The sequence below is a fragment of the Kitasatospora sp. GP82 genome (genome assembly GCF_029892105.1).
Taxonomy (GTDB): Bacteria; Actinomycetota; Actinomycetes; order Streptomycetales; family Streptomycetaceae; genus Kitasatospora.
Genome location: NZ_JARZAJ010000016.1, coordinates 159,057 through 185,698 on the forward strand (window position 1 = coordinate 159,057; position 26,642 = coordinate 185,698).

A 26,642-nucleotide genomic window follows, 5' to 3' on the forward strand; every position below is an offset into this window, starting at 1 on the left:
ATAGGCTGATCCGAGAATCCGACCAAAGCGGCATGATCTCGGTCAGACGGGGACAGTACGGAGGATCAGGCCATGGCGCAGCTGGACAGGGCAGTGACACCCCAGGACGGTGAGGGCGACCCCGCCTCCTCGGGTGCCACCGGCCGCCGAGTGCGCCCCGAATGGCGCCGCGGCTGGATCATTGCGGCGCTCGCCGTCCTCACCGCCGGGCTGCTCGCCCTCCACTCCTCGGTGCCCAACTCGCTGGGCAACCTGGGCAGTCTGCTGGAGACCTTCCTTCCCTGGGTCGGGCTGACGGTGCCGCTGCTGCTGGTCGCCGCCCTGCTGCGGCGCTCGGCGACCGCGCTGGCGGCGGTGCTGCTGCCGACCATCGTCTGGCTCAACATGTTCGGCGGCCTGCTGTTCGACAAGAGCAGCGGCAAGGGCGACTTCACCGTCCTCACCCACAACGTGGCCGCCGCGAACAGCGACCCGGCGGGGACCGTCCGGATGCTGAACAACTCCGGTGCGCAGATCGTCGCGCTGGAGGAGCTGGCCGCACAGGCCGTCCCGACGTACAGCAGCGGGCTGGCCGCCGCCTACCCGTACCACGCGGTCGAGAACACCGTCGGACTCTGGTCGAAGTACCCGCTCGGCGACGTCTCCGGGGTGGACATCAAGATTGGCTGGACCCGGGCCTTCCGTGCCACCGTGACCACCCCGCAGGGCCCGCTCGCGGTGTACGTCGCGCATCTGCCCTCCGTGCGGGTGAAGTCCGACGCGGGCTTCACCGCGGGCCGGCGGGATGTCAGCGCACAGGCGCTCGGCGATGCCATCGAGGCGGAGCCGCTGAAGCGGGTCCTGCTGCTCGGAGACCTCAACGGCACCGTGAACGACCGCAGCCTGGCCCCGATCACCGCCCAGATGCGCTCGGCCCAGGGTGCCGCCGGGGACGGCTTCGGCTTCAGCTGGCCCGCGTCCTTCCCGATGGCCCGGATCGACCAGATCCTCAGCAAGGGCGGCCTCAAGCCCACCGACGCCTGGACCCTCCCGGCCGACGGCAGCGACCACCGCGCCGTCGCTGCCGCCTTCAGGTACTGATCGGGGCAGTGCGCCTCCTCGTTGCCTCTGACCGCGCCCGTCTGGCCAGGTCGTGAGGGACCCCGCCCTCCCGGGGCCGGACCACGGACGTGATCCGTGTCGCCGCCCGGTCGCGGAAGCGGGCGACCAGTGCGCCCGAGACCGTTCGGGGCGTGCCAGTGCGCGGAGTCAACTCCTGTCTCACTGCCGAGGAACGGCAGTTGTACCGGCTGTCTCAGCCTGTCCCGCCTGCTCGATCCATCCGCGTCCCAGGTCGGGAGCAGCAGGCGGCCCCCTTCCCACTCGCGCCGGCCGAGCGGCTGCGCTCCGAATGGCTGCTGCCCGGCCACGGCGATCGCAAGCGGCTTCCGGCCGACGAAATGTCCCGGCGGCTGCGGGAGTTGACTGCTCGTACTAGTGAACTCCGGCCGCGGGCGGTCGACTTCACGGCCCTTTGCTGGTGAGCAGATGACGGCTGCCGGTGCGCCCCGGCGGGCGGGGGCGCACCGGCAGGACGTCAGCCCCGCCGCCAGCGGTTGGTGATGGGCAGCCGGCGGTCGCGGCCGAAGCCCTTGGCGGAGATCTTGGGGCCCGGCGGGTACTGGCGGCGCTTGTACTCCGCGGTGTCGACCAGCCGCACGATGCGGTCGACCAGGGCGGGGTCGAACCCGGCGGCGACAATCGCGTCACGGCCCTGGTCGCCCTCGATGTAGTGGTCGAGGACGGTGTCCAGCAGGTCGTAGTCGGGCAGCGAGTCGGTGTCCACCTGGTCGGGGCGCAGCTCGGCAGACGGGGGCTTGGAGATGGTGTTCTCCGGGATCGGCGGGACTTCGCCGTGCCCGGTGGCCTCCTCGTTGCGCCAGGTGGCCAGGCGGAAGATCAGCGACTTGTAGACGTCCTTGATCGGCCCGTACGCGCCGACCGAGTCGCCGTAGAGGGTGGAGTAGCCGACCGCCAGCTCGCTCTTGTTGCCGGGGGCCAGGACGATGTGCCCCTCCTGGTTGGAGATGGCCATCAGCAGGGTGCCGCGCAGCCGGGACTGGAGGTTCTCCTCCGCCAGGCCGCTCAGGCCGAGCGACTCCATGTAGGCGTCGAACATCGGGGCGATGGAGACGGTGCGGAAGTTGAGCCCGGTGCGCCTGGCCAGCTCGGCGGCGTCGTCCTTGGAGTGCTGCGAGGAGTAGCGGCTGGGCATCGAGACGCAGTGCACGTTCTCGGCGCCGACGGCGTCCACCGCGATGGCGGCGACCAGGGCGGAGTCGATACCGCCGGAGAGGCCGATCAGCACGGACTTGAAGCCGTTCTTGCGGACGTACGCCCGGGTGCCGGCCACCAGGGCCTGGTAGATCTCGGCCTCGTCGCTGATCCGGGGGGCGATCGGGGCCTCGGCGGGCGCGGCGGGCGCGGGCCGGACGTCGCCGCCCAGCTCGGTGCGGACCAGCCGGAGGCCGTCGCTGAGCAGCAGCCCGTCGGTCTGGTCCGAGGAAGCCGCGGGCAGGTCCAGGTCGAGCAGTATCAGGTTCTCCTCGAACTGCGGCGCCCGCGCCAGCACTTCGCCCTCGGCCGAGACCACCAGGGAGTCGCCGTCGAAGACCAGCTCGTCCTGCGCGCCGACCATGTTGAGGTAGGCCAGCGGGCAGCCGGCCTCGGCGGCCCGGCGCTGGACCAGCTCAAGCCGGACGTCGTCCTTGTTCCGCTCGTACGGAGAGCCGTTGATCACCAGCAGCAGTCCGGCCCCGGCCTCGCCGGCCGCGGTGACCCGGCCGCCCTCCTGCCAGATGTCCTCGCAGATGGCCAGTGCGACATCCACGCCGTGCAGGCGGAGCACGGACAGCTGGTTGCCGGGGACGAAGTAGCGGTACTCGTCGAAGACGCCGTAGTTGGGCAGGTAGTGCTTGGCGAAACGGTTCACCACCTGGCCCCTGTGCAGCACGGCGGCGCAGTTCTGCGGGGAACCGGCCGGGCGGCCGGCCCTGGGCACGTCGTGCTCGGAGCGGCCGAGGTAGCCGAGGACCACCGGCAGCTCGCCCAGTCCCTCGGCGGCGAGCCGTTCGGCCAGCTCGACCAGGGCGGCCCTGGACGCCTCGACGAAGGAGCTGCGCAGGGCGAGGTCCTCGACCGGGTATCCGGTCAGGGTCATCTCGGGGAAGGCGACCAGCTGGGCGCCTGCCTCGGCAGCCTGCCTGGTCCAGCGCACCACCTCATCGCTGTTGCGGGCGAGGTCGCCGACCCAGGGGTCGATCTGGCTCAGGGCGAGACGGAGATTGGGCATGCCACGAGTGTAATCGTCTAACTGACGCTATGTCGCGGGCGGGGTGCGTCACCCGGGCCGGGTGGCCGTCGGAGAGCCGGACAGGTGTCGGCAAGCCGGTCCGGATCCGCCATGATGGGGGCAAGCCGCATTCGTCAGCCGGTTCGTCAGCCGCTTTCGAGGTCCGTCGGGTGCTTCGTCGAGCACTCCCGTGGAGTGCTTCCGTGCGTAACACGAACGTAAAGAGCAGAGGTGAGACTGTCCCCATGGGCAAGCAGCAGGAGTTCGTGCTTCGTACGCTCGAAGAGCGTGACATCCGTTTTGTCCGGCTGTGGTTCACCGATGTACTCGGGTTCCTCAAGTCGGTCGCAGTGGCTCCCGCCGAACTGGAGCAGGCCTTCGAGGAAGGCATCGGCTTCGACGGCTCGGCGATCGAGGGCTTCGCCCGGGTGTACGAGTCCGACATGATCGCCAAGCCGGACCCGACCACCTTCCAGATACTGCCCTGGCGCTCGGAGACCCCGGGCACCGCGCGGATGTTCTGCGACATTCTGATGCCGGACGGCTCGCCCTCGTACGCCGATCCGCGCTTTGTGCTCAAGCGCACCCTGGAGAAGGCCTCCGACCTGGGCTTCACCTTCTACACCCACCCGGAGATCGAGTTCTTCCTGCTGAAGAACCTCCCCGGTGACGGCACCGCGCCGATCCCCGCCGACCAGTCCGGTTACTTCGACCACACCCCGCGCGGCGTCGGCCACGACTTCCGCCGCCAGGCGATCACCATGCTGGAGTCGATGGGCATCTCGGTGGAGTTCTCCCACCACGAGGGCGCCCCCGGCCAGCAGGAGATCGACCTGCGCTACGCCGACGCGCTCTCCACCGCCGACAACATCATGACCTTCCGCCTGGTCATGAAGGAGGTCGCGCTGGAGCAGGGCGTCCACGCCAGCTTCATGCCCAAGCCCTTCTCCGACCACCCCGGCTCGGGCATGCACACCCATGTCTCGCTCTTCGAGGGCGACCGCAACGCCTTCCACGAGTCCGGCGCCGAGTACCAGCTCTCCAAGGTCGGCCGCTCCTTCATCGCCGGCCTGCTGCGGCACGCCGCCGAGACCGCCGCCGTCACCAACCAGTGGGTCAACTCCTACAAGCGGATCTGGGGCGGCTCGCAGCGCACGGCAGGCGCGGGCGGCGAGGCCCCCTCCTACATCTGCTGGGGCCACAACAACCGCTCGGCGCTGATCCGCGTCCCGATGTACAAGCCGGGCAAGCAGGGCTCCACCCGCGTCGAGGTCCGCTCCCTGGACACCGGCTGCAACCCCTACCTGGCGTACGCCGTCACCCTCGCCGCAGGCCTCAAGGGCATCGAGGAGGGCTACGAGCTCCCGGCCGGTGCGGACGACGACGTCTGGGCGCTCTCCGACGCCGAGCGCCGGGCGATGGGCATCCAGCCCATGCCGCAGAACCTCGGCGAGGCGATCGACCTGATGCAGCGCAGCGAACTGGTCGCCGAGACCCTCGGTGAGCACGTCTTCGACTTCTTCCTGCGCAACAAGCGCCAGGAGTGGGAGGAGTACCGCTCCGAGGTTACCCCGTTCGAGCTGCGCAAGAACCTCCAGGTGCTGTAACCGCAGGTCATGGTACTTCTCGGAGTGGGCGAGCGCCCCGGGCCAGCGGAGGCAATCCACTGGCCCGGGAGCGGGTTCACCCGCCCTGGGCCGTCTAGGGGCCGTCCGGCTTGGAACTCGCCGCCCAACCGAGCGCCTCGTAGAGCTTGTCGACCGCCCGGCGGGTCCGACCGTCGCTGCTCGGCATCAGGTGCGTATAGACCCGGAGCGTGAACCCGGGGTCGGAGTGCCCGAGGTATCCGCTCAGCGCCTTGATGCTCTCGCCGGCGTCCAGCAGGACGGAGGCGTAGAAGTGCCGCAGGGCATGCATGCCGTCCTCGCGGGCGGCTTGGTGCCGTTGGCCTCTCTCCGGCTCCGGGATGACCCCGGCGGCCACCAGGGCGGGCTTCCACGCGTAGGTGTTGAAGTCGCTCCGCCTAACGGCCCCGCCCTCTTCACGGGAGAACAGGAGCGGCTTAGTTAGCGGTGGCCCGTCCGGGGTCAGCCACGGCAAGGTGACCTCCACGGGCGGGAACTCCTCGGCGTGGGCCTTGAAGGCGTGTGCCACGCGCTCCGGCAGAGGGACGTCCCGGACCTTGCCACGCTTCGGCGGGGCGAAGACCAGGTGTCCGCCGACGTCCTTCACCTGGTAGCCCACGTGCAGCCACCCTGTGTCGAACCCGACCTCGTCCACCGGCAGTCCGAACACCTCGCCCTGCCGCAGCCCGCAGCCGCCAGCCGCATCGGTCATGGCCCGGTAGCGCTCCGGGAGTCCGGCGCGGACGGCCTGCACCCGCTCCGGCAGCCACGGATGCACCCGTCCCGGCGCCCTGCTGGGCGCGGTGACCGAGCGGGAGCGGCAGGGGTTGGTGCGCCGGATCTCATCCTCGATGGCGGCGGTGAAGATGCCGGAGACGTTGCCGAAGATGACCCGACGGTAGGACGACGCCGGGACCGCCTTCTCCAGCTCGCTCAGCCACTCCCGGATATGCGAGGGCTGGAACGAGTCCATCGGACGCGAACCCAGGTAGGGGATCGCGTGGCGCCGAATCTGGGCCTCGACGGAGGAACGGGTGTTCAGATCGGTGGTCTGCGACGCCAGCCACTTCTCGGCGAACTGACCGAAGGTCACCCGGGCGGCCTTGGGGTCGATGTACTGCCCGCGCGACATATCGGCCTCGATGTGGGCCAACCACTGTTCTGCCAGGCGCTTTTGACGGTCGGGGAACGACTTGCTCTTCTCGGTGCCGTCGGGACCGACATAGCGGGCCCGATAACGTGACCCGAGGCCGTGGCGGTCGGCCTTGACACGACGGGGCTTGCCGTCGGGGCCGGTCTCGGTCTTGTACCAGCGGTCCTGGATGTGTCCGGCCATAGGTCAGGCAGCCTCTCGGGTCTGGTTGGCCACCCACTGGGCAACCTCGGTGGGGTCGTAGCGGAGGTGCCGGCCGACACGGAAGCCGGGCGGACCGGTGCGCTTGCGGCGCCACTGGTAGACGGTCTCCAGCGGAACCTGGAAGATCTCGGCGATGTCCTCGGGTTCGAGGTACCGGGCGGGTAGGGGCTGCGGTGAACCAGGAGCGCTGGCTTGGTCGAGCGCTGCCTTCACACGTGGGGTGCCGCGAGTTGCCACGGCCGCCTCCTTCTGCGGTGACTGCGCACCGCTGGGACAGTCCCCAGAAGGCTGTCCCAGCGGTGTCACTGGGGTTTGTGCTGGTGAGAGCGGGTGCAGGGACAGCGGGACAGCTGGGACAGTGCGCCCAGGTGTGGACTGTCCCTACGGCTCAGGCACGGTGTAGGAGCCGCTGGCGTCCGCGTGCAGCTGGCCGGCCTCGGCCATCCGCGCGCAGGTTCGACGGGTGTTGTCGTAGGCCAGGCCGGTGGCTTCGGCGATCTCCTTGGGCTTCGCCCCGGGGTGTGCGCGGACGTGGGCGAGGATCGTGCTGCGGGTGTCACCGACGGTGTGGTCGCTCGCCGGACCGTTGAGCAGCAGCCAGTTACCGCTCTCGGGCTGGAAGCTGAGGGCGTGTTCGGCTTCGTCCACGTCTCGGCCGGTGATGTGCAGGACGCCGTCGGCCTTTCCGCGCGAGCGCTTGAGGACGAGGGTGGCGTCCGCCGCGCCGGCCAGGCCGTTGGTGCCGGAGACCTCGGCGAGGAAGTCGTCCGAGCCCATCTTGCGGACGTGGTGGACGAGGATCGTGGCCACCGAGTGGCGGTCGGCGACCTGTTTGACGTAGCCGATGGCGGCGTAGTCGGCGTCGTAGGCGGCCACGCCGGGCGCGGAGGTGCCCCGGACCTTGGCGAAGACGTCGATGACGATCAGCCGGGCCCCGGGGTTGGCGGTGAGCCACCGGTCCAGCGCCTCGGCCCCGCCCCGGGGCAGGGGCGGGAACTCGGTGACGATCGTCAGCTCCCGGGGCGCGTCGCGCCCGGCCAGGAGCTTGCCCATGCGGGTCTTGAGACGGCGCGGAGTGTCCTCCAGCGCGAGGTAGAGGACGGGGCCGGGCTCGACCGTGATACTGCCGAAGGCCGGGCGGCCGGCGGCCACGTCCAAGGCTAGGCCCAGGGAGAGCCAGGACTTGCCAACCTTCGGAGGCCCGGCCAGCAGGCTGACGCCTTCAGCGAAGAACCCGGGCACAGCCCACCGGGGTTCGGGGAAGTCGGTGGCCATGAGATCGGCGGCGTTCCACACGCTCTGCGGCCTGGCCGGGGACGCGGGCGCCGGGGCGGTGCTGGGCGGGGCCGGGAGTGCCCCGGACCAGGGGTCGGCCCCGGGGTCGGGTTCGTCGGGCCACGGCACCTCGGCTTCGCCGTCGGCCACGACGCGCAGACGGGGACCGGGCCGGGCCGTTTCCGGGTCGGCGGGACGGGTCATGCGGCGACCGTGCGGGGGCGCCGCGCTCCGGCCCGCAGACCGGAGGCGATGGTGCGCACGGCCTTGGCCGGGGCATGGTCCACGCGGGCAGCGGCGTCGAGGAGCCAGCCGGTGACCTCGGCCTCGGTCAGCTCGCCACCGGCCACGAACTGGCCGAGGGCGACAGCGGACAGGTAGAGCGCGTCGTTGTGATGGTCGGCCGCGCCGGTGATGGTGGCCAGCTGCCGCTCCACCGCGCTCTTCAGGTAGGCGGTGCGCCGGTCGACGGCCTTGAGCGGCACCGCGACGGGCCGCTGCGGAGGCAATGGGGCCGGGACGAGCAACTCGGTGAGCCAGCCCGGCAACGGCGCCACCGGAGCGTCACGGATGGTCTCGTAGGCGCCGCTGGCGGTGATGCTGCCCGCGCCGACCACCAGTCCGCCACCGGCCCGGGTATCGACCTTCCAGCCGAGCCCGCGCCCACAGTGCCCACTGGTGTTGCGCAGGGCCAGGCCCGGCGACACGGCGAAGTACAGGTGGGTACTGCCACCGGGGCTGGCGTTGGTGAACGTGCCGTCCGGGTACGGCTGGCCGTGCTGCTCGCACAGCGCGGCCAACACGTCATGCCCGCTGGTGATACCCGGCAGCGCCCACTGCGGCGGCGGCACGTCCTCCGGCCCCTTGGGCATATCGAGGTCGATGACGTTCAGCCCGGACGGGCCGCACGCGATCCCCACGTTGTACGGGCGATGCGTCCAGCACCGTCGAATCCGCTCGGGATCGGTGGTGGCGCGCTGCTCCCAGTTCTTGATGGCGGGGATCTTCTCGCCGGGGATCAGGGGGAAGACGTGCCAGTTGCGCTCGGCGGCGGTGAGGGCGGCGGCCAGCAGCAGGTTTGCGGGCACGGGGGTCTCCTTCCGGGGAGTGCTGGGTCCCGGGGGTGAGCTGGTGGGCGGCTCACCCCCGGGAGCGGGTCAGGTGGCGGGGCCGAGGTCGAGGTCGAGGGATAGCTGGCCGTCGACCTCGGTCGTCGGCTCGGGCGGCATGAGGTCGTCCAGGGCGGCGCGGTGCCGGCGGTCGTCGTCGGGGCAGATGACGCGCTGGTCGGCGGTGATCAGCCAGCCGCACTGGCGGGCGTTGTCGGCGGCGATCTGCCGGGTGTCGTAGAGGGGGAGGACGTCGTCGGTGTCCTCGTCGCCGCAGATGTCGCAGGTGACGATGCGGAAGGTGAGGGTGCGGATCGGCACGGCGGGTACCTTCCGGGGTTCAGAAGAGGGCGTCCGGCTCGGTGGCCGGGGTGGTGGTCGCGAGGGTCTTGCGGGCGGCTCGCTGGGCGGCGTCGTGGCAGGCCGGGCACCAGGCGGAGAGCCGGGCCTTGGGCAGGGTGGCGGCCTTGTGCGGGGGCAGGAGGAGGTCGGCGGGCTCGGTGGGGGCGGCGATGAGGTGGACGGTGCCGCCGCCGTGGTGCTGGTTGTAGCCGCCGTGTTCGCGCGGGCAGCGTCCGCCGTCCTTGGTGTGGTTCTTGCCGCAGGCTCCTCGGCACTGGCAGCGGCCTGCGGCGGCGTTCATGACGGCCTGCCACAGGCCGGTGTCGGCGAGCGGCGGGATGCGGGCGGTGGTCATGCGGCTTTCCTCCGGGACTGTTCGGCGGGCGTGGTGGCGCGGTGGAGCAGGAGGCGCAGGGCGGCGGCGCCCTGCGCGGGCAGGACGCCGTTGCCGAGTGCTTTGAGCTGGGCGGTTCGGGACAGGCCGGGGACGGCGGTGACGTGCCCGGCCGGCAGGCCCATGAGCCATTCGACGAAGACCGGGTTCAGGCGTCCTCGATCGTCAGTTGGCCTGGGAGCGGACCGGCCGAGGACCGCCTCCCAGCGGCGGACCGCCGACCCGTACGGCCCCCAATCGACGCCGCCGCCGTCGGCAGGAGGGATGCCATTTCGGCGGCCAGGCACCGCCCGTGCGTCCCGGCTTCCTGGGAGGGGGTGCGCTTGGTCTGCCGGTTCTCGTTCGCCGACGCCCTCGGGGTGGGCAGCAGGGCCCCGGCCAGGGTTGGGTTGCCCCGCCCGTAGCTGCTGCTCTGCCGCTCGCCGTCCGAGGTGACCGGGGTCGACAGCAGGCTCACGGTGTGCCGCAGGTTCATGCCGCCCTGGGCGGCGTGCCCGGTCCCGGTGGCCTCCGACACGGTCGGCGTCGGCAGCAGCGCCACCGTGTTCGGCAATCCGTCCTCGAAGCCGCGTCCCTTGGAGTCGCGGGCCCTGGGGGTGGGCAGGCCAGGCGGCGAGGAACACGCGCTCGCGCTGGTGGGCTGCTCCGAGGTCGGACGCTCGGACACTGACCCATTCCGCATCGAACCCGAGGGCGGCCAGGTCCGCGAGTACGGTGCCAAGTGCCCGCACAGCATGTTCACTTCCGGTGTCTCCCAGACACCACGGGCAGGGTTGAACGTCGCCGTCAGCGCGTGCGGAGCGGAGCCCTTGGACATTCTCGATCACCACCAGATCGGGGGTCAGGTCGCGGATGGTGCGGGCGACTTCGAACCAGAGGCCGGAGCGGGTGCCCTCGGCCAGTCCGGCGCGCTGGCCGGCGCTGGACACGTCCTGGCAGGGGAACCCGGCGGTCAGCACCTCCACCCGGGCGACGTCCGGCCAGTGGACGGTGGTGATGTCGCCGAGGTTGGGCACGGTCGGGTGGTGGTGGGCGAGGATCGCCGCCGCCCCGGGGTCGGGGTCGGCGACCCACGCCAGCTCGCCGCCCAGCACCTGCTGTACGGCCATGTCCAGGCCGCCGTAACCGGTGCACAGCGACCCGATCAGTGGACCGCTCACCTGTAGTCTCCGGTCAGCTCGTCGACCAGGTGGGCGTTCGCGTTGGCGGGCTGGACGAGGGCCTTGACTGTCTGCTTGGCCTCGCGGGTCATGGTGCGGCCTGGCCGGGCGGCGGTCGGGGTGACGAGGAGAGCGGCGGGCACGGGCACGAGCAGGGTGGCGGTGACCAGGAGCGCGGGGCGGTCGGTGAGGTCGGGCTCGGCGACGCGCTTCCACGTCGAGTCGGTCCAGCCGTTCCGGTCGGTCTGCCAGTCGAGGGTTCGGGCGGGCCAGTGGGCCAGGGTGCCGTGGTGCAGGGGGACGTCGATGCGCAGGGCGATGTCGAGGCCGTCCTCACCGGCCGAGACGACGGTGATGGCGGTCAGGTCGGGGCGGGTGCGGACGTAGCCGGGGCTCATGACCGGGCTGGTCGCGATGAACCACGCGGCGGAGGCGAACCCGGCCGGGGTGACCGGGTGTCCGTAGTCGTGGAGGAGGTGGGCGTTCTGGGCGAGGTAGGCGCCGTAGCGGGAGGTGCCGTCGGAGGCGCGGGCACGGTCGTAGAAGTCGTCCGCGATGGCGAGCGTGGAGTGGGTGAACTGGGCCATGATGGGTCCGATCTCGATTGGCTTCGGGATTGGCTGGGCCCCGCAGCAGCCGCGACCTGCCAGGGTTTCGGCGGCTGCTGTGGGGCCTTCGTGCTGCCGGGCGGGGGCGGTTAGAACGGCGGCTCGTTGCCGACGGCCGCGACGCCTGCCGGAGCGGGGGCGGCGTCGGCCCACGGGTCGGCGGCCGGAGCGGATGTGGTGCCGTTGGTGCGCTGGGTCTTGGTGACCTTGGCGGTGGCGAACCGCAGGCTGGGGCCGATGTCCTCGACGTCCAGGCCGAGCATCGAGCGGGTCTCGCCCTGGTCGGTCTGCCAGTTGTGCTGCACCAGGCGGCCGACAGCGACCACGCGCATGCCCTTGGTCAGGGATTCGGCGATGCTGGTGGCCATTTCGCGCCAGGCGGTGCACCGGAGGAACAGTGCGGTGCCGTCGCGCCACTGGCCGTTGTTCTTGTCGTAGGTGCGGGGGGTGGAGGCGATGGTGAAGCGGGCCATGGCCACGCCCTGGGGGGTGAAGCGGAGTTCGGGGTCGTCGGTCAGGTTGCCGACGAGGGTGATCGGGGTCTCTCCGACGGACACGGTGCCTCCAAGGGCTTCGTGGCTGGTGGTCGGGAGCGGGTCTGTCCGGTCCCCCGCACTACCCGGCTGCCGTCGCTGGGTGCGGCGGGTTGTCCGGGTGGCACGGCCGGTCGGGCAGGCCGGTCAGTACTCGTCGCCGGTCTGGGCCCAGTCGCAGGTGGTGTCGCAGTCGTAGTAGCCGCAGCCGCCGCATTCGGGGCAGTGCTCGTAGTCGAGGAGGACGACGTCCTGTTCCTCCTCGTCCCAGACTTCGTCCTGGTAGCCGCCGCCGGTGCCCCGGCAGCCCTCACACCTTTCGGTGTGCCCCGGGCGCGGGTTGGCCCGCTCTTCTTCGGCGGCGCGCTGTTCGTCGGCGAGGTCGAGGGCGATCTCTGCGGCCTTCTCTTCGTCGCGGGTGGGGTGGTCGAAGTCGGCGTACTCGTAGGTGTCCGCGTGGTCGTGCATGGGTGCCTTCCGGGTGGGGTGTTGGCGGTTGTAGTCGGCGGGGGCGTGCATGCCCTGGGGAGGCCCTGGGAGGACCTTGGAACCGGCTGGACGGCCCCTGAGTGGTTTTGGCGACTGCGCGACTACATCGCAGGTCAGGGGCCGACTACAGGCCCGACTACATGTCAACTACAGGTCGGGCGCGGTCGACTACAAGGGCGTGTAGTCGGCTTGTAGTTGGGGGTGTAGGCGGGCCTGTAGTCGGCGTCACGGTCGGGGGTTGCGGTGTTCGAGGGTGGTGCGGATGTGGTCGAGTTGGGCGCCGGTGGAGGGTGTTTCGGTGCCGACGCGGACGCTCTTGCGGAAGACGCCGGTGCGTCGGAAGGCGTCGCCGACGGCTGCGGTGGTGATGTCGGCCCAGGTCTGTTCGTCGATGAGTGGGAGCATCTGGGCGACCTGGCGGCACAGCACGTTGGGCTGTGCGCCGAACCACTGGAGGGTGAGGGAGAGGATCTCCCAGTCCGCCGCCGTGGCCCCGTCCGTGTCCCCGGTGTTGCCCGGCTCGGGCTCTGGTGTGGTTTGTTGGGTGGCGGGTTGCTTGAGCGAGGGCGGCGGGGTGGCGCTGTCCTTGGCCTTGAGTGCGGCTTCGATCCGGTCGTCCCACTGGCCGCGCAGGCGTCCGGCTGCTTGGCGGACGGTGGTGATGGTGTCGATGACCTGGAGCATGTCCGGGCCGTCGATCCACAGGGAGCGGATCCGCCGGTAGCCGTTGGCGAACAGGATGCCCATCCCCTTGATGCTGGGGTCGAGCTTGGAGGCGTCCCACCCGGCACTTGAGGCGCCCTGGCTGAGGGCCATGTTGGATTCGGCGGTCTCGGTCACCAACATGCACCACTTCCAGGTGATGTTTCCGGTGACCAGGCGCGGCAGCACACCGTTGTTGCCCTTGGTGGCGACCTGGGTGGCGACGATCAGGATGATGCCGAAGGCCAGGCCACGGGCGGCGAGCGCGGAGAGCGCTTCCTTGATCGCCGTACCGTGTTTCTTGTCGCCGGTCAGGGCTTGGGCCTCGTCGATGACGATGACTTCCAGGCCGCCGAGCTCGGTGATGAGCTTGGGGTCGTCGATCTGCTCCATGCCGTGGTGCTTGAGGATTTCGGAGCGGCGGCTCATCTCGGCGACTTCGGCTTCCAGCAGGTGCCGGGCGCGCTGGGCGCCCTTGGTGCCGGTTTCGTCGATGAACGTGGCGGCCAGGTTGCGCCAGCGGTCCTGGCCGGGGGTCTTGCCGTCGATCAGGCGGATGTTGACCCGCAGGTCGAGCAGGGCTCCGGCGATGATGCACCGCAGGGCGGCGCCTTTGCCGGTGCGGGAGGCTCCGGCGAGGGCCAGGCTGGTGTCCTTGAGGATCAGGTGGACGATCTGTCCGAAGGCGTCGTAGGCGACCGGGATGCCGTGGTTCCACACGTCGATGCCGGTCGCGCCGATCAGCGGGGAGGTACGGTTCTCGGTGAGCGGGTCCCGGTCGAATGCCGCGACCGCGATCTGTTTGGCGCTGCCGCCCTGGCTGGCGTGGACCTGCTCCATGAAGAAGCGGGAGCGGTCCAGGCCCAGCACTCCGGCGATCTTCCCCAGCTTGGGGAGGACCGTCTCCACGTCGGCCGCGTCGTCGCGCGGCAGGTTGACGCGTGCGATCCAGCCGCCGGGCATCCTGGTGATCGCGTCCGGACTCGCCAGGCACACCACACCCTCGCTGATCGCCCCGACGGTGAGCATCGCCTTCGTCAGAAGCTCGGTCTCCGCACACACCAGCGCGGGATCCTCCGCAGCGCTCCCCACGACGCCCGGGTCCTCGCCGGCGGCCTCCTCCACATCGAGCTTCCCGGGTGGATCGAGTTCCGGCAGAAGCAGCTCGGCGGGGATGGGACGGTGCGTCAGGCGCAGGGGGTGCGCGCCGGTCCACCAGGTGACCCCGGCGCAGGCCACCAGGCCGAGCAAGCCGATCTGTGGCTGGTGGACGGCGAGCATCACCGCCGCGATGGCGGCGCCGATCAGCGCCCCACCCCGCCGCAGCCGTCCCAGGCTGCGGGCCCGGGCGATCTGCTTCTCGGTGGGCTGCACGCCACGGAAGGGGACCTTCTGCATGTCACGCAGCGTCTTCTCCAGACGCCGCGCGGCCTCCCGACGCAGGGTCAGCTGACCGCGCTGGGCCTGGGTGAGGCCGCCGTCGGCGGCCTCCTCCTCCAGCCTGACCACGGCCTTCGTCTCCCTTTCCAGTGCCTGCCGCAGCTCGGTGCGGCGCTCGGTGAACGCCTCCAACTGGCCGGCCACGATGCGGCGGCGGACCTCATCACCGGACCGGTCGGCCGTGGAAGCCCAGTGAGCGAGCCACCCGCCGAGCCCACGAGCCCCCTCACCAGTACGCCGGGCCTGGGAGGCTGCCCACACAGCCGCCGGATTCGGCTTCTTCTCCCCCTCCTCGGCGGCGGTGGCGCCCGTGTCGGTGTCGCGGCCGATGTCGGCGGGCGAAGCGGTCTCGCCCGGCTGGTCGGCGTCGTCCTGCGGTGGTGGGGCGGGTTTCTCGATGTCGGTACTCAACGTGGGTGCCTCCTTGGGTCGGTGGTGGGTTGGTCCGGTCGGAGGCGGCCGTCCCGGCACCACCGCGCCCTGGTGAGGGTGGGGTGGTGCCGGGGCGACCGTCCGCGAGCGGGTCAGCCGATGAGCAGGTGGCCGAGCCAGTTGGCGAGCGGGACGCCCGACCATGCGGCGAGGCCGCCGAGTGAGATGGACAGGCCCCAGGTGGCGCCGGTGATCGCGCCGGAGAGCAGCAGGATCCGCTCGCCCATCTTCTTGGCGAACCAGAAGAAGAAGCCGGTCAGGAGCAGGACCGCCAGGGCGATCCAGGACCCGGAGTAGGTCAGCTGGGTGTGCTGGGCGACCGGGGCCGCGCCGTCACCCCCGGTCAGGCCCTGACTCATCAGCGATCCGGCCTGGTTGCCGGTGGCGGTGGTGTAGCCGGAGACCACGGCGAGGAGACCGCCCGCGCACGAGGACGCCAGGACCATCACGGCCAGGCCCAGCACATACGGCAGCCAGATCCGCTTCTTCTTCAGGAACTTGAACTTCCGTCCGTTCTGGAAGAACAGGAACCCGGCGGTACCGACGAACAGCAGGAACCCGAACCCGGACCCGGCCAGGGTCACGGTGTGGGAGATCTCGATGAGCTTCACTGGACGACTCCGATCAGCAGGGCCGCCGCCCACTGGCGGGCGGGCGCGTAGGCCAGGGTTCCGATCACGACCGACCACGCGGCCACCCGAGCGACAGGGGCCAGGAGGGTGCCGCGCACCATGCGGCGCACGACCAGCACCCCGGCCAGGGCCATCAGGCCCAGGCACAGGCCCGGGTCCGCGACATCCGCCGCCGGAGCGAAGGACCGCGAGCAGTCGGCGACCACGCCACGCCACGCCCACGCGGGGCCCACCAGCGCGACACCGGCGGCAGCCAGGTTGGGCCACGCCTGCACCGCCCGCTTGAGCCGGGCCGTGGCGCGCTTGACGCGCGGCCAGTCGATCAGGTGGTCCGCGTCGTCCGCCTTCAACGGGATCGCCGCGTCCAGGCGGGCCTGACGCATCTCCTGCGCCAGCTCGGCGAACGCATCCGACTCGGCCGCCGGCCAGGGCCGGGGCCTGGCCCAGAAGTCGTCCACGTCCTCGGGCTCCGGGCAGGGCCCGTGCGGGGCATCGGGGGTGACGGTCACAGCGCCACCGCCCGTCCACGGGCGGCGGCGCGGGTCTTAGACATCAGCGGCCTCCAATCGGTCCAGGTAGGGGAGGAACAGCCACCGGTTGGCGGCTATCGCGACCAGCAGCCAGCCCGATGTGGCGGCGCAGGACGCGAAGAACGCGAAGAACACGAGGTCGAGCGACATACCGGCCTCTCGTGCAGGGCGGACAGGAAGAGCGGGGCCCGGGCGGGCCCGGCGCCCACTCCCGGCACCGTCCAGGCATGGGCATGCCAGGACGGGGCCGGTGGAAGGCGGCGGGAAGCCGAACTGTGAGGGGGTTACTGGTCGCTGTAGGGGCGGCCGAAGTTGCGGACCACCGGCGCGCCGGGGGAGGCGTAGGGGTCCGGGGTGGGGATCCGGCGGCCGGACCGGCCGGTCGGGGCCGACGCCACGTCCGGCTCCCGCTGACCCTGCTCGCGCCGCGCCTGGTCGGGGTCGTACCGGTGCCAGCCACTCGGCGACATGCCGCCGGAAGAGCCGGACGAGGAGCTGGAGTTGGAGGTGCTGGAGCCGAACCCGAAGAATGATCTGATGCCCATCAGTGCCCCTTCCGGGCGTTCAGTGTCGGCCGGTCAGGCCGGGGGATCGCGGTAGTACATCCAGTTCAGGGCGCTGACGTTGGTGTGCAGCGGGTCGTTGGCGCACTCCTCGGCCCAGCACTGGTGGGTCCAGCAGGTGAGGCGGTCGTCGCCGTGCATCCCCTGCTCTTCGAGCTCGTTGTCCCGCTCGATGGCTGCGGCAAGCTTCTTGTCCATGCCGGTTCTCCTGGAGGGTCGGTGGGAGGGATGTGTCAGCTGTGGGCGCCGGTCCACGTGCGGTGCAGGTTGCGGATGGCGGCGATGTCGGGGAGGTCTTTGGGGCGGCGGGCGGCTTCCTTCCAGCGCAGGACGTCGCCCAAGCGCATGAAGGGGATGCCGTCGATGAGGTCCGCGTCCTGGATGAGGCGGTCGGTGGGCCAGCCGGGGGTCCAGCGGTCAACGATCTCGATCGCGGCGGCGGGGTGGTAGACGGCCCAGCCGTGGCCGGACGGCGGGCGGACGGGCCGGGCGAGGGTGGTGGCGATCCGCCAAGCCTGCCCGCGCGCCAGCACGTCGAGGTCTCCGATCCGGGCCCGCAGGCCCCGGGCGAACAGGACCGCCGAACCACACACCACGTAGTCACAGGGCGGGAGTTGGAGTGTGTGTAGGGCGGCGAACAGGCCGCCCGGGTCGGTCAGCGTCATGCGGCGGCTCGCCGGTCGTGGTCGGGCAGGTCGTAGAAGCCGGTGAGCTTGACCGGCACGCCCGCGTACGCGGCGGTGACGGTCAGCCAGGCGAGGCCCTCGTTCTGCCGGTGGTCGATGTCCTCGGGGTTGAAGCCGAGGCCCTGTCGCCACTGCTCGAAGTGGGTGAGGCTGTCGTGCACGACAACTTCCACGCCCCATTCGAGGACCGTCATGTTGCCGTCGCAGATGTCGAAGTCCAGGACGCGGATGGCGAGTTCCGCCGTCGGCAGGTCGCCGCAGGTGGAGACGATGGCCATCAAGGCGTGGATGGCCGGGAGCTGGTCGCTCGTGCTCATGGGTCTTCCTTCCGGAAGCGAAGTGAGGGGCGGCCCGTCAGGCTGCGGAGGCTTGCCCGTGTTCGGCGTCGAGGCGCTTGAACACGCGGCCGACGTAGGACGGGGCCCGGGTGGCCTGGCGGGCGGTCTCACGCTGGCTGACGCCCTGGCGCCAGCACCGTTCGATCACGGCGGCGGCCTCCGCCTCGCCGAGCCGGATGGCGGCGGGCTCTTCGATGTCGTCGGTGCCCGGCCCGTCCTCGATGGTGGGCACCTCGGCGGGCGCCTCCTCGACGGCGGTGGGCACCTGGTGGTCACCCAGGCCGCTCACCGGCTCCGAGGGGAACGGCACGGGTGCCTCCTCGGGCTGCGGGAGCGGAGCCGGAACAGGCTCGGGGGCCACCCGGAGGGTGAGGGTGGGCACCTCGGTGGGCACCTCCTCGGCGGTGGTGGGCACCTCCTCGGCGGTGGTGGGCACCTGGTGGTCGGCCGGGGTGCTCACCGGCTCCGGCGGGAGCGGCGCAGGTGCCTGCCAGAGGGGCGGGAGCGGGGGTGAGATGGGCACTCGAACCGTCCACGGGGCGGCGGTGGGCACCTCCTCAGCGAGGGTGGGCACCTCGGTGTCCACCGGCTCCGGGATGGTGTCGGAGGGGCCGTCGGGTGCCGGTTGAGCGGTTCGCTGGGCGAGTCGGGCCAGGGCCCGCCGGTAGGCGGGACCGGCCTCGGCGACCAGTAGCAGCAGGAGCGGCGGGATGAGGTGGATGACCACGCCGACCAGGTCGTATGCGAGGGCGGCGGCGCCGATGTTGAGCCAGACCGTGGCCAGGCCGGTCACCCAGCGGAACACCGCTGGCCACCGGCCGCCGCTCACCTCGTATCGGGCGAGGGTTCCATCGGCCTGGAGGCTGAGGATGAAACATCCGTCCCCGGCGAGCGCCATGACGGGGCCGGTTCCCCACCCGGGGGAGTGGGCGTCGATGAACGGTGCGGCGGTGGACATGCTCACCGCGACCACCGCCCCTGTCAGCAGCCATGTGCAGGTCGTGATGACGCGGCCGGTACGGAGGATCTGGGCTGGGGTGGGCACCTCGGTGGGCACTCGGTGAGCACCGTGTGCGGCGCGGTGGGCACTCATCAGGACACCGCCTGCGCGGCAGCCCTGGCGAGACGGGCCGCCCGGTTGAGTTTGTTCTTGAGCGCGCGGCGTTCGGCGGCGTTGAGGCCGCCGAAGATGCCGTGCTTCTCGTTGCGGGTGAGCGCCAGATCCAGGCAGATGGCTCGCACCGGGCATCCGGCGCAGACCATCCGTGCGCGGCGCTCGCTCCACTCGTCGCCGTCCTCGGGGAAGAACAGGTCCGGGTCGAGCGCGGTGCAGGCGGCGCCGCGCAGGTCGCCCTCCGGGTCCGGGGTGATCTCGTGCAGCGGGATCACCGCCGGACGTTCGGTCGGGGACGGGGTGCAGGTGCCGTGGAAGCGGTGGATGCGGATGCGGGCCATCACGCCACCGCCTGGTACGCGTCGGCGCCGGTGGACGCGGCGGCGGGCCGGGCCGGTCGGTGCAGCGGAACCGGCGCGGAGTCGAGCAGGCGCCGGGCGTACGCGGCCAGCTCCGGGTCCTCCCGGCGCAGGTCCGCGAGCACCGTCAGCGCCACGTCCAGCCGTACCACCCGGCTCTCCGCGTCCTCACCGGGCACCCCAGCGAACAACTCCTCGTCAACACCGAGCGCCAGCTCAGCGAACTCGGTCGTACTCGCGGCCCGTTGGCCTGCGACAATCAGTTTCATGGGTCTACCTCTTCTGGTAGGTGAGTAGGCCCGTGAGGGCTGCCGCGCTTTCCTTGGCCGGGTGCGCGGCGGCCCGCCTCAACGGGCCCAGACCACTCGTCAGTCACGAGCAGCCATGACCCCCGACCCGCCCAGACAGCGCGGATCGGGGACCAAAGACACTCGGAACGCAGGGCTTCACCAAGCCGCCGTTGCCACGCCGGCCGGTCCCGAGCCCCTAATCGGGCGCGCCATCGTCACTGCTCTGGCGCCAGCAGGGCGACGCACACCAGGTGGCACCCCGCGAGCGGGATGTTCTCCAGAGCCGGTGCGACATGAAGTGGTCGCCATGGAGCGGACATCACCCGGTCCGCACGGGGACGGGGACAAGCCCCGTCACTCCTCACTCTGTTGAGTTCTCAAAGAACGGCCACTTCCTTCGGGGGGCTATCACCCCACCCCTCCGGGCGCGTTTGTGCAGGTCAGAGCAGCCCAAAGAAGGGGCGCATCTCCTCTACATAAGCACTTGTGCACTTATGTAGAGGAGTGACATGCATCAGAGTGCCCATCTCCTCTATATAAGTCAACCCCCCTCGCCTCAGCGTGGGGGGTTGTCGACTTCTAGGTGATGGTGCGTCAGTCCCCTGCGGGGATGCGGTAGTCGAGAATGAACTGGTCAGCGGCCATGAGGGTGTCGCAGACCTCCACGACTCGTCCGGCCTCGGAGTACGCGTTCCTGGTCAGGTGAATGACCGGGGCTCCGGGGCTCAGGCTGAGCGACACGGCTTCGGGCTTGGTCGCCAACCTCGCGCGCACGGTCTCCGAGAACTCGGCCAGGATGTGGCCGTGGTCCTCAAGGCGTGCGTAGATCCCGCCGCCCCCAGGGTTCTCGGCGAACAGCTCGGGGATGTCCTTGGCTACGTCCCACGGCAGGTACGACGTGGCTTCCTCGGTGGGCACGCCGTCGCTGAAGTACAGGCGGCGCCGCGCCAGAACCTGAGTGCCCGGGGCTACGGACAGCCGATCCGCGATATCCGCCGGCGCCTCGGTGGGGCCGACGTAAAGCACCCGAACGGACGGTTTGGCCCCAGCCTGTTCAGCCTCCGCGAGGTAGGCCGCCTTGCCCGCCTTCCGGTGGGAGCGTCGGAAGCGGTCCGACGACTTGCGGTTGACCGGGGGACGAGACTTTACGAACGAACCCTTGCCGTGGTGCGTCTCGATCAGGCCCGTTGCGCGAAGCTCTGCGACCGCCTTCCGGGCAGTGCCAGGCGCGACGCCGTAGCGATCCATCAGCTCGGACTCGCTGGGGATCTTCTCGCCAGGGGGCAGAACGCCCTTCTGGATCTGTTCCGCGAGGTCCTCGGCAATCTGCAGGTACCGGGGTGCAGAGGTCTCGCGAACGCTTCCACTCCTCATCTGGGTGGAACCTCCTATGCTCATATACATGAGTAACAGCACTCAGCAGGGACGGTCAACGCCGCTCCACTCGGTATCGGTGGCCGGCGTAGTCGTGCGGGAAGACGGCCAGGTGCTGGTCATCCGGCGTGCCGACAACAACACCTGGGAGCCGCCTGGCGGGGTACTGGAGCTCGGGGAGTCGGTCGAAGCTGGCGTCGCCCGGGAAGTCCGGGAGGAGACCGGCGTCGACGTGGCCGTGGAGCGACTGACCGGGGTCTACAAGAACATGGCTCTCGGTGTCGTCGCCCTGGTGTTCCGCTGTCGCCCCGTGGGCGGCGCACCGCAGACCTCGGACGAGTCAACCGACGTTCGCTGGCTGCGGGCCGAGGACGCTCTCGCCAAGATGGGGGAGATGTACGCCATTCGGGTTCAGGATGCGCTGCATTCGGATGTGCCCGCTGTCCGTGCTCATGACGGTCGGCAACTGGTCGCCTGATCATCTGGGCTGTTCGCTGCCTCTCTGTCCAGGTCAGAAGGCGACTGTATCGATCCCTCGGCGAGCTAGGCATGCTGGGACAGCATGCCTAGGGGATGACGGTGTCCCACCTGTCCCTCTGTCCCTGTAACGGTGCTGACCTGGGCAAACGGCAGGGACAGTGCTGGGACAGGCCGAGCGAGACCGGGTGGAGGGCTGAAACACCCCTGGGTGTTACAGCCCTCTCGAACCTCGTGCGCGCCCGTGGGCCGTCCCTGGGCCGTGCGAGGCCGCTCGGAGGTGACCGGTGATGACAGGTGGCGACGGCTCGCGTGCGTGCTGGCGGCCTGTCGGCAGCCTTCTTTGCAGGTTGAGTCAGTACCCGTCAGTTCCTGCGCAACAAGCGCCAGGAGTGGGAGGAGTACCGCTCCGAGGTCACCCCGTTCGAGCTGCGCAAGAACCTCCAGGTGCTGTAACCGCAGGCCGGGCGGTCCCCGGACATGCGAAGGCCCCGGGCCGGGGGTGGTGATCCGTCGGCCCGGAGCCTTTGGGGCCGCTTCGGGTGCGGTCAGCCGTCGAGGACCGCCAGGTCGAGTCGGTGGAGGCGGTCGGGGCAGGCGATCACGTCAGCGAGCCGAGCATTCGGTAGGCCACCGCCTTCGGGCGGGCCCGGTTGGCGTCGAACCGCTCTGCCGTCGACGCCCCGGCAGCTCTTCTCCGGTCGAACGGCTGAGCCGGGGCGGCCAGACCGGCGTCCGGACCGGGGCCCCGCTGCGGTGCCACCGGCGAGCTCGCCCAGCTGGGCAGGGCCATCGACGGACCCGGCTCCTGATCGGCCAACAGATCGGGAAGCCGGACGAGTTGGAGCGCAGGCACGAGGACCCCCGAGGTGCAACGTGCCCAAGGGAGTCGGTGCGGCGCTGCGGCCTTCCGGTACGGGCACGCAGTCGACCGGGCAGAGCCCCGCGCCCTGAACGGCTGCCCGATGCTCCCCGCAAGGGTGCTGCACGGCGCTCCTGTCGCGCCCGAGACGGGCCACGTACGCTTCGAGGAGAGTCAGCAGCTGGAGGGGCGATGGCAGTGGAGGAAGCGACATCGCGGCCGATGGCCGCCGCAGCCGGGAGCCGGACCAGTCGCCTGGAGGTCCGGTTGGTCCGCCGGGGCTTCACCGACCCCGAGGCCGCGGTGCGGCTGCTCGCCGGGCCGGCCCTGAACGGACTGGCGGCCGACCCCGTTCTGCTGGACGCACTCGGAGCCAGCCCCGACCCCGACCTCGCACTGTTCGGCCTCTCCCGGCTGCTCGAAGCCCTGGACGAGCCCGAGCGGCACACCCTGCGCGACACCCTGACCGGCTCCAAGCCGCTGCGCGACCGCCTGCTCGGCGTCCTCGGCGCCTCCGCCGCCCTCGGTGACCACCTGGCCCGCCACCCCCGCGACTGGCACGCCCTGGTCACCTTCGAACTCCGCGACATCCACCCGGGCCCGCAGGACTTCCTGCGCCAGCTCTCCGACCGGGTCTGGCGCAACGGTGCGACGGACATCACGAGCCGGGCCGACGCCCTGCGCATCGCCTACCGCCGCTGCCTGCTCGCCATCGCCGCCCGTGACCTCAGCGGCACCACCGACCTGCCGCAGGCCAGCGCCGAACTCGCCGACCTGGCCGGGGCCACCCTGCAGACCGCCCTGGACATCGCCGCCGAGGAGGACCCGCAGGCCGCCCGCGCCTGCCGCCTGGCCGTGATCGGCATGGGCAAGTGCGGCGGCCGCGAGCTCAACTACGTCTCCGACGTGGACGTCATCTACGTTGCCGAACCCCGCGAGGGGGTGGACGAGAACCGCGCGCTCCAGGCCGCCACCCGGCTCGCCGCCCGGATGATGCGGCTGTGCTCCGACACCACCGGCGAGGGCGCCATCTGGCCCGTGGACGCCAACCTCCGCCCCGAGGGCCGCAACGGCCCGCTGGTGCGCACCCTGGCCAGCCACCTCGCCTACTACCAGCGCTGGGCCAAGACCTGGGAGTTCCAGGCCCTGCTCAAGGCCCGCCCGGTCGCCGGGGACCCCGAACTCGGTGCCGCCTACACCGAGGCGACGGCCCCGCTGGTCTGGCACGCCGCCGAGCGCGAGAACTTCGTCGCCGACGTCCAGCAGATGCGCCGCCGCGTCCTGGACTCCATCCCCGCCACCGAACTGGACCGGCAGCTCAAGCTCGGCCCCGGCGGCCTGCGCGACGTCGAGTTCGCCGTCCAGCTGCTCCAGCTGGTGCACGGCCGCGCCGACGACAGCCTGCACAGCGGCAACACCCTCGAAGCGCTGGCCGCGCTCAGTGCCGGCGGGTACGTCGGCCGGGCCGACGCCGCCTCGCTGGAGGCCGCATACCGCTTCCTGCGCGCCCTGGAGCACCGCATCCAGCTCCACCGGCTGCGCCGCACCCACCTGATGCCCAAGGACGAGAGCGACCTGCGCCGGCTGGCCCGTTCACTCGCCGACGCCATCAACGACGACACCCGCGCCGACCCGGTCGCCGCCCTCCAGCGGGAGTGGAAGCGCCACGCGGTCGAGGTACGGCGGTTGCACGAGAAGCTCTTCTACCGCCCGCTGCTGGACGCCGTCGCCGAACTGCCCGCCGGGGACGTCCGGCTCAGCCCCGAGGCGGCCAAGGCCCGGCTGGTCGCCCTCGGTTACGCCGACCCGGCCACCGCGCTGCGCCATCTCACCGCGCTCGCCGCCGGGGTCAGCCGCAAGGCCGCCATCCAGCGCACCCTGCTGCCCGTACTGCTCGGCTGGTTCGCCGACTCCGCCGACCCCGACGCCGGGCTGCTCAACTTCCGCCAGGTCTCCGACGCGCTCGGCCGCACCCCCTGGTACCTGCGGCTGCTGCGCGACGAGAGCGCCGCAGCCGAGCAGCTCGCCCGGGTGCTCTCCGCCGGACGGCTCGCCCCCGACCTGCTGCTGCGGGCCCCCGAAGCGGTCGCCATGCTCGGCGATCCGCAGGGCCTGGTGCCACGCGGCCGGGCCGCGCTGGAGTCGGAGATCCTGGCCGCCGTCGGCCGGGCGGGCAGCGCCGAGGCGGGGGTCGCCTCGGCCCGTTCGGTCCGGCGGCGGGAACTGTTCCGTACCGCCGCCGCCGATGTGCTCGGACGGTTCTCCGACGACCCCGGCGAGGTGGTGGACGTCGCGGGCGAGGCGCTGACCGCACTGAACGCGGCCACCCTGCAAGGCGCGTTGCGGGCCTGCATCGCCGAGTGGGAGGCCGAGAACGGTGAACTGCCCACCAGGCTCGCCGTGATCGCCATGGGCCGCTTCGGCGGACACGAACTCGGCTACGGCTCCGACGCGGACGTCCTCTTCGTGCACGACCCCCTGCTCGGCGTACTGGAGCACGACGCCGCCAGGGCCGCGCACGCGGTCTGCAACCGCCTGCGCACCCTGCTCGCGGCCCCCTCCACCGAACCCCCGCTGCTGGTCGACGCCGACCTCAGGCCCGAGGGCCGCCAGGGCCCGCTGGTGCGCACCCTGGCCTCGTACCAGGCGTACTACCGGCGCTGGTCGCACGCCTGGGAGAGCCAGGCGCTGCTGCGGGCCGAGCCGGTGGCCGGGGACGCCGAGCTGGCCGAGCGCTTCCGGGTGCTGATCGACCCGCTGCGCTACCCCGGCACCGGCGTACCCGAGAAGGACCTGCTGGAGATCCGACGGATCAAGGCCAGGATCGAGTCCGAACGGCTTCCGCGCGGGGCCGATCCGACCACCCACACCAAGATCGGACGGGGTGGTCTTGCCGATGTCGAGTGGACCGTCCAGCTGCTCCAGCTCCAGCACGGCCATGAGCTGCCCGAGCTGCGCACCACCCGCACCAGGCGGGCGCTGGCGGCCGCCAGGGGAGCGGGGCTGGTCACCGCCGAGGACGCGGCGGTGCTGGACGCGGCCTGGGTGCTGGCCTCGCGGGTGCGCAGTGCGGTGATGCTGGTCCGTGGCCGGGCGGGCGACAGCTTCCCCGGCGACGGCCGCGAACTGGCCGGGGTGGCGCGCTACCTCGGGTACGGCTCCGGCCACACCGGCGAACTGGTGGACAGCTACCGCCGCACCACCCGGCGGGCGCGCTCGGTGGTGGAGCGCCTGTTCTACGGGCCGTGAAGGGCTGTGCCCCGCCAAGGGGAGTACAGAAAGCTGCAACCCCCAGAGTCCCGCGCCCCTGGGTGGTTGCCACTTGCTCCAGCGGGTCTGCCGGACGGCACTAGCGGCGGGAGGCGCCGACCGGGGTGGTCCACTGGGCCGGGACGGTGACCGGCTCCTCGGGGGTCGAGGTGTCCGGCAGGCGGGGGAGCCGGTAGGCCCAGGTGTGGTAGATCAGCCGGGCGGTGAGGAAGCCGACGGCAAGGCAGATCTCGCCGCCGAGCGCGTCCATCCAGAAGTGGTTGGCGGTCGAGATGATCACGAACAGCGTGGTCAGCGGGTAGAGCAGACCGAGCAGTCGGATCCAGAGCGGCTTGGCCAGGAAGAAGATCGCCAACCCGCACCACATCGACCAGCCGATGTGCATCGAGGGCATCGCCGCGAACTGGTTGGAGACGTGCGCCCCCGCGCCGGAGGCCATCGACCCCCACGTGTGGTGGACCTTGACGGTGTCGATGAAGCCGCCGCCGTCCATCAGCCGGGGCGGGGCCAGCGGGAAGAAGTAGAAACCGACCAGCGCGATCCCGGTGGTGACGAACAGCACCGTCCGCGCCGCTGCGTAGCGCCCCGGATGCGAGCGGTACAGCCACACCAGCACACCGATGGTGATGATGAAGTGCAGCGTCGCGTAGTAGTAGTTCATCCCGACGATCAGCCAGGTGACGGAGTTCACCGCGTGGTTGATCGTGTGCTCGACCGCGATGCCGAGGGCCTGCTCGAAGTCCCAGATCCAGTCGGCGTGCTTCTGAGCCACCGACTCCTTCTCGGGGACGGCGTTGCGGACCAGGGAGTAGACCCAGTAGCTGATGCCGATCAGTGCCAGCTCGAACCAGAGCCGGGGACGCGACGGTGTCCGGCGCTGCTCGCGGATACGGCTGCGCAGTGCGGCGCTGCGCGTCTGGGCGGCGCGGGTGGCTCCGTCCGGCTTCGGGTTCGATCGAACCGCACCGAGGACGGAACCTGCGCCGCCGGCCGCCTCGGCGCGTTCGGCGCGGGCTGCACGGATCTCGGTCGGTTCCCCCATGGACGAGAAGTCTGCCAGACGTCCTGTGGCCGCCTGCTCATCCTGCGGTAGTGGATTCTTCACCAGCTGTCCCCCCAAGGGGCTAGGGGACGGGTACCGGAGGCGGGCATGGAGTCCATTGTGACCCGCACTCGAACGACCCCGCGAGCCGCCCCCCGAGTAGCCGATCGGGCCTTGGGGGAGTAGGGGGAGGCCCGTCGGATGTCAGGACCGACGGGCAACCATCCCCCGCACGGGGCCGCCCGTCCCTCTTCGGGGAGGCCCGTGCGGTGCCGCTGCTCGGCAGGGCACGCACCGACTCTGCTCTG

Annotated in this window: 30 protein-coding genes and 2 pseudogenes; 5 read left to right on the forward strand and 27 right to left on the reverse strand. The window is 71.2% G+C overall.

Going from position 1 to position 26,642, the window contains the following annotated elements:
- Window positions 1-72: 72 nt before the first annotated feature.
- Both P3T39_RS19070 and P3T39_RS19075 read left to right on the forward strand, forming a co-directional pair.
- Complete coding sequence (locus P3T39_RS19070) at window positions 73-1,080, forward strand: endonuclease/exonuclease/phosphatase family protein (RefSeq protein ID WP_280699275.1); 1,008 nt, start codon at window positions 73-75, stop codon at window positions 1,078-1,080.
- A gap of 293 nt (window positions 1,081-1,373) precedes the next feature.
- A pseudogene (locus tag P3T39_RS19075) lies at window positions 1,374-1,523 on the forward strand (MBL fold metallo-hydrolase); the annotation flags it as partial.
- Window positions 1,524-1,576: 53 nt separating this feature from the next.
- Here the strand turns inward: P3T39_RS19075 and P3T39_RS19080 are convergent.
- Window positions 1,577-3,331, reverse strand: a complete 1,755-nt coding sequence (locus tag P3T39_RS19080; RefSeq protein WP_280699277.1) for an NAD+ synthase — start codon at window positions 3,329-3,331, stop codon at window positions 1,577-1,579.
- 245 nt (window positions 3,332-3,576) lie between these two features.
- Here P3T39_RS19080 and glnA point away from each other — a divergent pair, with 245 nt between their 5' ends.
- A complete protein-coding gene (glnA, locus tag P3T39_RS19085) occupies window positions 3,577-4,938 on the forward strand; it encodes a type I glutamate--ammonia ligase (RefSeq protein WP_280699279.1) in 1,362 nt (453 codons plus the stop codon).
- Window positions 4,939-5,032: 94 nt separating this feature from the next.
- Here the strand turns inward: glnA and P3T39_RS19090 are convergent, their stop codons facing one another.
- From P3T39_RS19090 to P3T39_RS19205, 24 genes and pseudogenes are all read right to left on the reverse strand, one after another.
- The gene (locus tag P3T39_RS19090; RefSeq protein WP_280699282.1) at window positions 5,033-6,292 is read right to left on the reverse strand and encodes a site-specific integrase; all 1,260 of its coding nucleotides are present in this window, start codon (window positions 6,290-6,292) and stop codon (window positions 5,033-5,035) included.
- 3 nt (window positions 6,293-6,295) lie between these two features.
- A complete protein-coding gene (locus P3T39_RS19095) occupies window positions 6,296-6,526 on the reverse strand; it encodes a helix-turn-helix domain-containing protein (RefSeq protein ID WP_280699349.1) in 231 nt (76 codons plus the stop codon).
- A 168-nt stretch (window positions 6,527-6,694) separates the two neighbouring features.
- A complete protein-coding gene (locus tag P3T39_RS19100; RefSeq protein ID WP_280699284.1) occupies window positions 6,695-7,792 on the reverse strand; it encodes an AAA family ATPase in 1,098 nt (365 codons plus the stop codon).
- Window positions 7,789-8,676 carry a bifunctional DNA primase/polymerase gene (locus P3T39_RS19105; RefSeq protein ID WP_280699286.1) on the reverse strand — a complete coding sequence of 296 codons (888 nt, stop codon included), beginning with the start codon at window positions 8,674-8,676 and terminating at the stop codon, window positions 7,789-7,791. The genes P3T39_RS19100 and P3T39_RS19105 overlap by 4 nt, the downstream gene beginning before the upstream one ends.
- 69 nt (window positions 8,677-8,745) lie before the next feature.
- A complete protein-coding gene (locus tag P3T39_RS19110; protein WP_280699289.1) occupies window positions 8,746-9,018 on the reverse strand; it encodes a hypothetical protein in 273 nt (90 codons plus the stop codon).
- 19 nt (window positions 9,019-9,037) lie between these two features.
- Complete coding sequence (locus tag P3T39_RS19115; RefSeq protein WP_280699292.1) at window positions 9,038-9,394, reverse strand: hypothetical protein; 357 nt, start codon at window positions 9,392-9,394, stop codon at window positions 9,038-9,040.
- A complete protein-coding gene (locus tag P3T39_RS19120; protein WP_280699354.1) occupies window positions 9,391-9,558 on the reverse strand; it encodes a hypothetical protein in 168 nt (55 codons plus the stop codon). Before P3T39_RS19120 ends, P3T39_RS19115 begins: the two co-directional genes overlap by 4 nt.
- Before the next feature lie 23 nt (window positions 9,559-9,581).
- Window positions 9,582-10,100 (reverse strand): hypothetical protein, encoded by a 519-nt coding sequence (locus tag P3T39_RS19125; RefSeq protein ID WP_280699356.1) that lies wholly within the window; start codon window positions 10,098-10,100, stop codon window positions 9,582-9,584.
- Window position 10,101: 1 nt separating this feature from the next.
- Window positions 10,102-10,542 (reverse strand): annotated as a pseudogene (locus tag P3T39_RS19130) (DNA cytosine methyltransferase); the annotation flags it as partial.
- Window positions 10,543-10,589: 47 nt separating this feature from the next.
- A complete protein-coding gene (locus tag P3T39_RS19135; protein ID WP_280699294.1) occupies window positions 10,590-11,180 on the reverse strand; it encodes a hypothetical protein in 591 nt (196 codons plus the stop codon).
- Between the two features lie 110 nt (window positions 11,181-11,290).
- Window positions 11,291-11,758: a single-stranded DNA-binding protein gene (ssb, locus tag P3T39_RS19140; protein WP_280699295.1), complete on the reverse strand. Its 468-nt coding sequence runs from the start codon at window positions 11,756-11,758 to the stop codon at window positions 11,291-11,293.
- A 123-nt stretch (window positions 11,759-11,881) separates the two neighbouring features.
- Window positions 11,882-12,202 (reverse strand): hypothetical protein, encoded by a 321-nt coding sequence (locus P3T39_RS19145; RefSeq protein ID WP_280699297.1) that lies wholly within the window; start codon window positions 12,200-12,202, stop codon window positions 11,882-11,884.
- Window positions 12,203-12,448: 246 nt separating this feature from the next.
- Window positions 12,449-14,776, reverse strand: a complete 2,328-nt coding sequence (locus P3T39_RS19150) for an FtsK/SpoIIIE domain-containing protein (RefSeq protein WP_280699300.1) — start codon at window positions 14,774-14,776, stop codon at window positions 12,449-12,451.
- A gap of 113 nt (window positions 14,777-14,889) precedes the next feature.
- Window positions 14,890-15,408, reverse strand: coding sequence for a hypothetical protein (locus P3T39_RS19155; protein ID WP_280699301.1), 519 nt, complete (start codon window positions 15,406-15,408; stop codon window positions 14,890-14,892).
- Window positions 15,405-15,938 (reverse strand): hypothetical protein, encoded by a 534-nt coding sequence (locus tag P3T39_RS19160; RefSeq protein ID WP_280699303.1) that lies wholly within the window; start codon window positions 15,936-15,938, stop codon window positions 15,405-15,407. The genes P3T39_RS19155 and P3T39_RS19160 overlap by 4 nt, the downstream gene beginning before the upstream one ends.
- Window positions 15,939-15,974: 36 nt before the next feature.
- Window positions 15,975-16,109: a hypothetical protein gene (locus P3T39_RS19165; RefSeq protein ID WP_280699305.1), complete on the reverse strand. Its 135-nt coding sequence runs from the start codon at window positions 16,107-16,109 to the stop codon at window positions 15,975-15,977.
- Window positions 16,110-16,243: 134 nt separating this feature from the next.
- On the reverse strand, window positions 16,244-16,504 hold the full coding sequence (locus P3T39_RS19170; RefSeq protein WP_280699307.1) for a hypothetical protein: 261 nt from the start codon (window positions 16,502-16,504) through the stop codon (window positions 16,244-16,246).
- Between the two features lie 33 nt (window positions 16,505-16,537).
- Window positions 16,538-16,720 carry a hypothetical protein gene (locus P3T39_RS19175; RefSeq protein ID WP_280699309.1) on the reverse strand — a complete coding sequence of 61 codons (183 nt, stop codon included), beginning with the start codon at window positions 16,718-16,720 and terminating at the stop codon, window positions 16,538-16,540.
- A gap of 35 nt (window positions 16,721-16,755) precedes the next feature.
- On the reverse strand, window positions 16,756-17,187 hold the full coding sequence (locus P3T39_RS19180) for a hypothetical protein (RefSeq protein ID WP_280699310.1): 432 nt from the start codon (window positions 17,185-17,187) through the stop codon (window positions 16,756-16,758).
- A complete protein-coding gene (locus tag P3T39_RS19185; RefSeq protein WP_280699312.1) occupies window positions 17,184-17,525 on the reverse strand; it encodes a hypothetical protein in 342 nt (113 codons plus the stop codon). Before P3T39_RS19185 ends, P3T39_RS19180 begins: the two co-directional genes overlap by 4 nt.
- Window positions 17,526-17,562: 37 nt before the next feature.
- Complete coding sequence (locus tag P3T39_RS19190; RefSeq protein WP_280699314.1) at window positions 17,563-18,639, reverse strand: hypothetical protein; 1,077 nt, start codon at window positions 18,637-18,639, stop codon at window positions 17,563-17,565.
- Entirely contained in the window at window positions 18,639-19,001 is a 363-nt protein-coding gene (locus tag P3T39_RS19195; protein ID WP_280699316.1) for a WhiB family transcriptional regulator, read from the reverse strand. The genes P3T39_RS19190 and P3T39_RS19195 overlap by 1 nt, the downstream gene beginning before the upstream one ends.
- Complete coding sequence (locus tag P3T39_RS19200) at window positions 19,001-19,288, reverse strand: hypothetical protein (RefSeq protein WP_280699318.1); 288 nt, start codon at window positions 19,286-19,288, stop codon at window positions 19,001-19,003. Before P3T39_RS19200 ends, P3T39_RS19195 begins: the two co-directional genes overlap by 1 nt.
- Before the next feature lie 615 nt (window positions 19,289-19,903).
- On the reverse strand, window positions 19,904-20,683 hold the full coding sequence (locus P3T39_RS19205) for a GntR family transcriptional regulator (protein WP_280699320.1): 780 nt from the start codon (window positions 20,681-20,683) through the stop codon (window positions 19,904-19,906).
- Between the two features lie 16 nt (window positions 20,684-20,699).
- Here P3T39_RS19205 and P3T39_RS19210 point away from each other — a divergent pair, with 16 nt between their 5' ends.
- Window positions 20,700-21,161 (forward strand): NUDIX domain-containing protein, encoded by a 462-nt coding sequence (locus P3T39_RS19210; protein ID WP_280699322.1) that lies wholly within the window; start codon window positions 20,700-20,702, stop codon window positions 21,159-21,161.
- Window positions 21,162-21,761: 600 nt separating this feature from the next.
- On the opposite strand, the gene P3T39_RS19215 is transcribed toward P3T39_RS19210, so the two are convergent.
- Window positions 21,762-21,953: a hypothetical protein gene (locus P3T39_RS19215; protein ID WP_280699324.1), complete on the reverse strand. Its 192-nt coding sequence runs from the start codon at window positions 21,951-21,953 to the stop codon at window positions 21,762-21,764.
- A 291-nt stretch (window positions 21,954-22,244) separates the two neighbouring features.
- On the opposite strand from P3T39_RS19215, the gene P3T39_RS19220 reads away from it, so the two are divergent.
- A complete protein-coding gene (locus P3T39_RS19220) occupies window positions 22,245-25,271 on the forward strand; it encodes a bifunctional [glutamine synthetase] adenylyltransferase/[glutamine synthetase]-adenylyl-L-tyrosine phosphorylase (protein WP_280699351.1) in 3,027 nt (1,008 codons plus the stop codon).
- A 100-nt stretch (window positions 25,272-25,371) separates the two neighbouring features.
- Here P3T39_RS19220 and P3T39_RS19225 read toward each other — a convergent pair whose 3' ends face one another.
- Entirely contained in the window at window positions 25,372-26,334 is a 963-nt protein-coding gene (locus P3T39_RS19225) for a phosphatase PAP2 family protein (protein ID WP_280699326.1), read from the reverse strand.
- Between the last annotated feature and the right edge of the window lie 308 nt (window positions 26,335-26,642).

Excerpts from the sequence above, each read along its gene's own strand:
- P3T39_RS19070 (WP_280699275.1), top strand. The coding sequence starts at position 73 with ATGGCGCAGCTGGACAGGGCAGTGACACCCCAGGACGGTGAGGGCGAC.
- P3T39_RS19080 (WP_280699277.1), bottom strand. The coding sequence starts at position 3,331 with ATGCCCAATCTCCGTCTCGCCCTGAGCCAGATCGACCCCTGGGTCGGC.
- glnA (WP_280699279.1), top strand. The coding sequence starts at position 3,577 with ATGGGCAAGCAGCAGGAGTTCGTGCTTCGTACGCTCGAAGAGCGTGAC.
- P3T39_RS19090 (WP_280699282.1), bottom strand. The coding sequence starts at position 6,292 with ATGGCCGGACACATCCAGGACCGCTGGTACAAGACCGAGACCGGCCCC.
- P3T39_RS19100 (WP_280699284.1), bottom strand. The coding sequence starts at position 7,792 with ATGACCCGTCCCGCCGACCCGGAAACGGCCCGGCCCGGTCCCCGTCTG.
- P3T39_RS19115 (WP_280699292.1), bottom strand. The coding sequence starts at position 9,394 with ATGACCACCGCCCGCATCCCGCCGCTCGCCGACACCGGCCTGTGGCAG.
- P3T39_RS19120 (WP_280699354.1), bottom strand. The coding sequence starts at position 9,558 with ATGGGCCTGCCGGCCGGGCACGTCACCGCCGTCCCCGGCCTGTCCCGA.
- P3T39_RS19135 (WP_280699294.1), bottom strand. The coding sequence starts at position 11,180 with ATGGCCCAGTTCACCCACTCCACGCTCGCCATCGCGGACGACTTCTAC.
- P3T39_RS19145 (WP_280699297.1), bottom strand. The coding sequence starts at position 12,202 with ATGCACGACCACGCGGACACCTACGAGTACGCCGACTTCGACCACCCC.
- P3T39_RS19165 (WP_280699305.1), bottom strand. The coding sequence starts at position 16,109 with ATGTCGCTCGACCTCGTGTTCTTCGCGTTCTTCGCGTCCTGCGCCGCC.
- P3T39_RS19170 (WP_280699307.1), bottom strand. The coding sequence starts at position 16,504 with ATGGGCATCAGATCATTCTTCGGGTTCGGCTCCAGCACCTCCAACTCC.
- P3T39_RS19175 (WP_280699309.1), bottom strand. The coding sequence starts at position 16,720 with ATGGACAAGAAGCTTGCCGCAGCCATCGAGCGGGACAACGAGCTCGAA.
- P3T39_RS19180 (WP_280699310.1), bottom strand. The coding sequence starts at position 17,187 with ATGACGCTGACCGACCCGGGCGGCCTGTTCGCCGCCCTACACACACTC.
- P3T39_RS19185 (WP_280699312.1), bottom strand. The coding sequence starts at position 17,525 with ATGAGCACGAGCGACCAGCTCCCGGCCATCCACGCCTTGATGGCCATC.
- P3T39_RS19190 (WP_280699314.1), bottom strand. The coding sequence starts at position 18,639 with ATGAGTGCCCACCGCGCCGCACACGGTGCTCACCGAGTGCCCACCGAG.
- P3T39_RS19195 (WP_280699316.1), bottom strand. The coding sequence starts at position 19,001 with ATGGCCCGCATCCGCATCCACCGCTTCCACGGCACCTGCACCCCGTCC.
- P3T39_RS19200 (WP_280699318.1), bottom strand. The coding sequence starts at position 19,288 with ATGAAACTGATTGTCGCAGGCCAACGGGCCGCGAGTACGACCGAGTTC.
- P3T39_RS19205 (WP_280699320.1), bottom strand. The coding sequence starts at position 20,683 with ATGAGGAGTGGAAGCGTTCGCGAGACCTCTGCACCCCGGTACCTGCAG.
- P3T39_RS19210 (WP_280699322.1), top strand. The coding sequence starts at position 20,700 with ATGCTCATATACATGAGTAACAGCACTCAGCAGGGACGGTCAACGCCG.
- P3T39_RS19215 (WP_280699324.1), bottom strand. The coding sequence starts at position 21,953 with ATGGCCCTGCCCAGCTGGGCGAGCTCGCCGGTGGCACCGCAGCGGGGC.
- P3T39_RS19220 (WP_280699351.1), top strand. The coding sequence starts at position 22,245 with ATGGCCGCCGCAGCCGGGAGCCGGACCAGTCGCCTGGAGGTCCGGTTG.
- P3T39_RS19225 (WP_280699326.1), bottom strand. The coding sequence starts at position 26,334 with ATGGGGGAACCGACCGAGATCCGTGCAGCCCGCGCCGAACGCGCCGAG.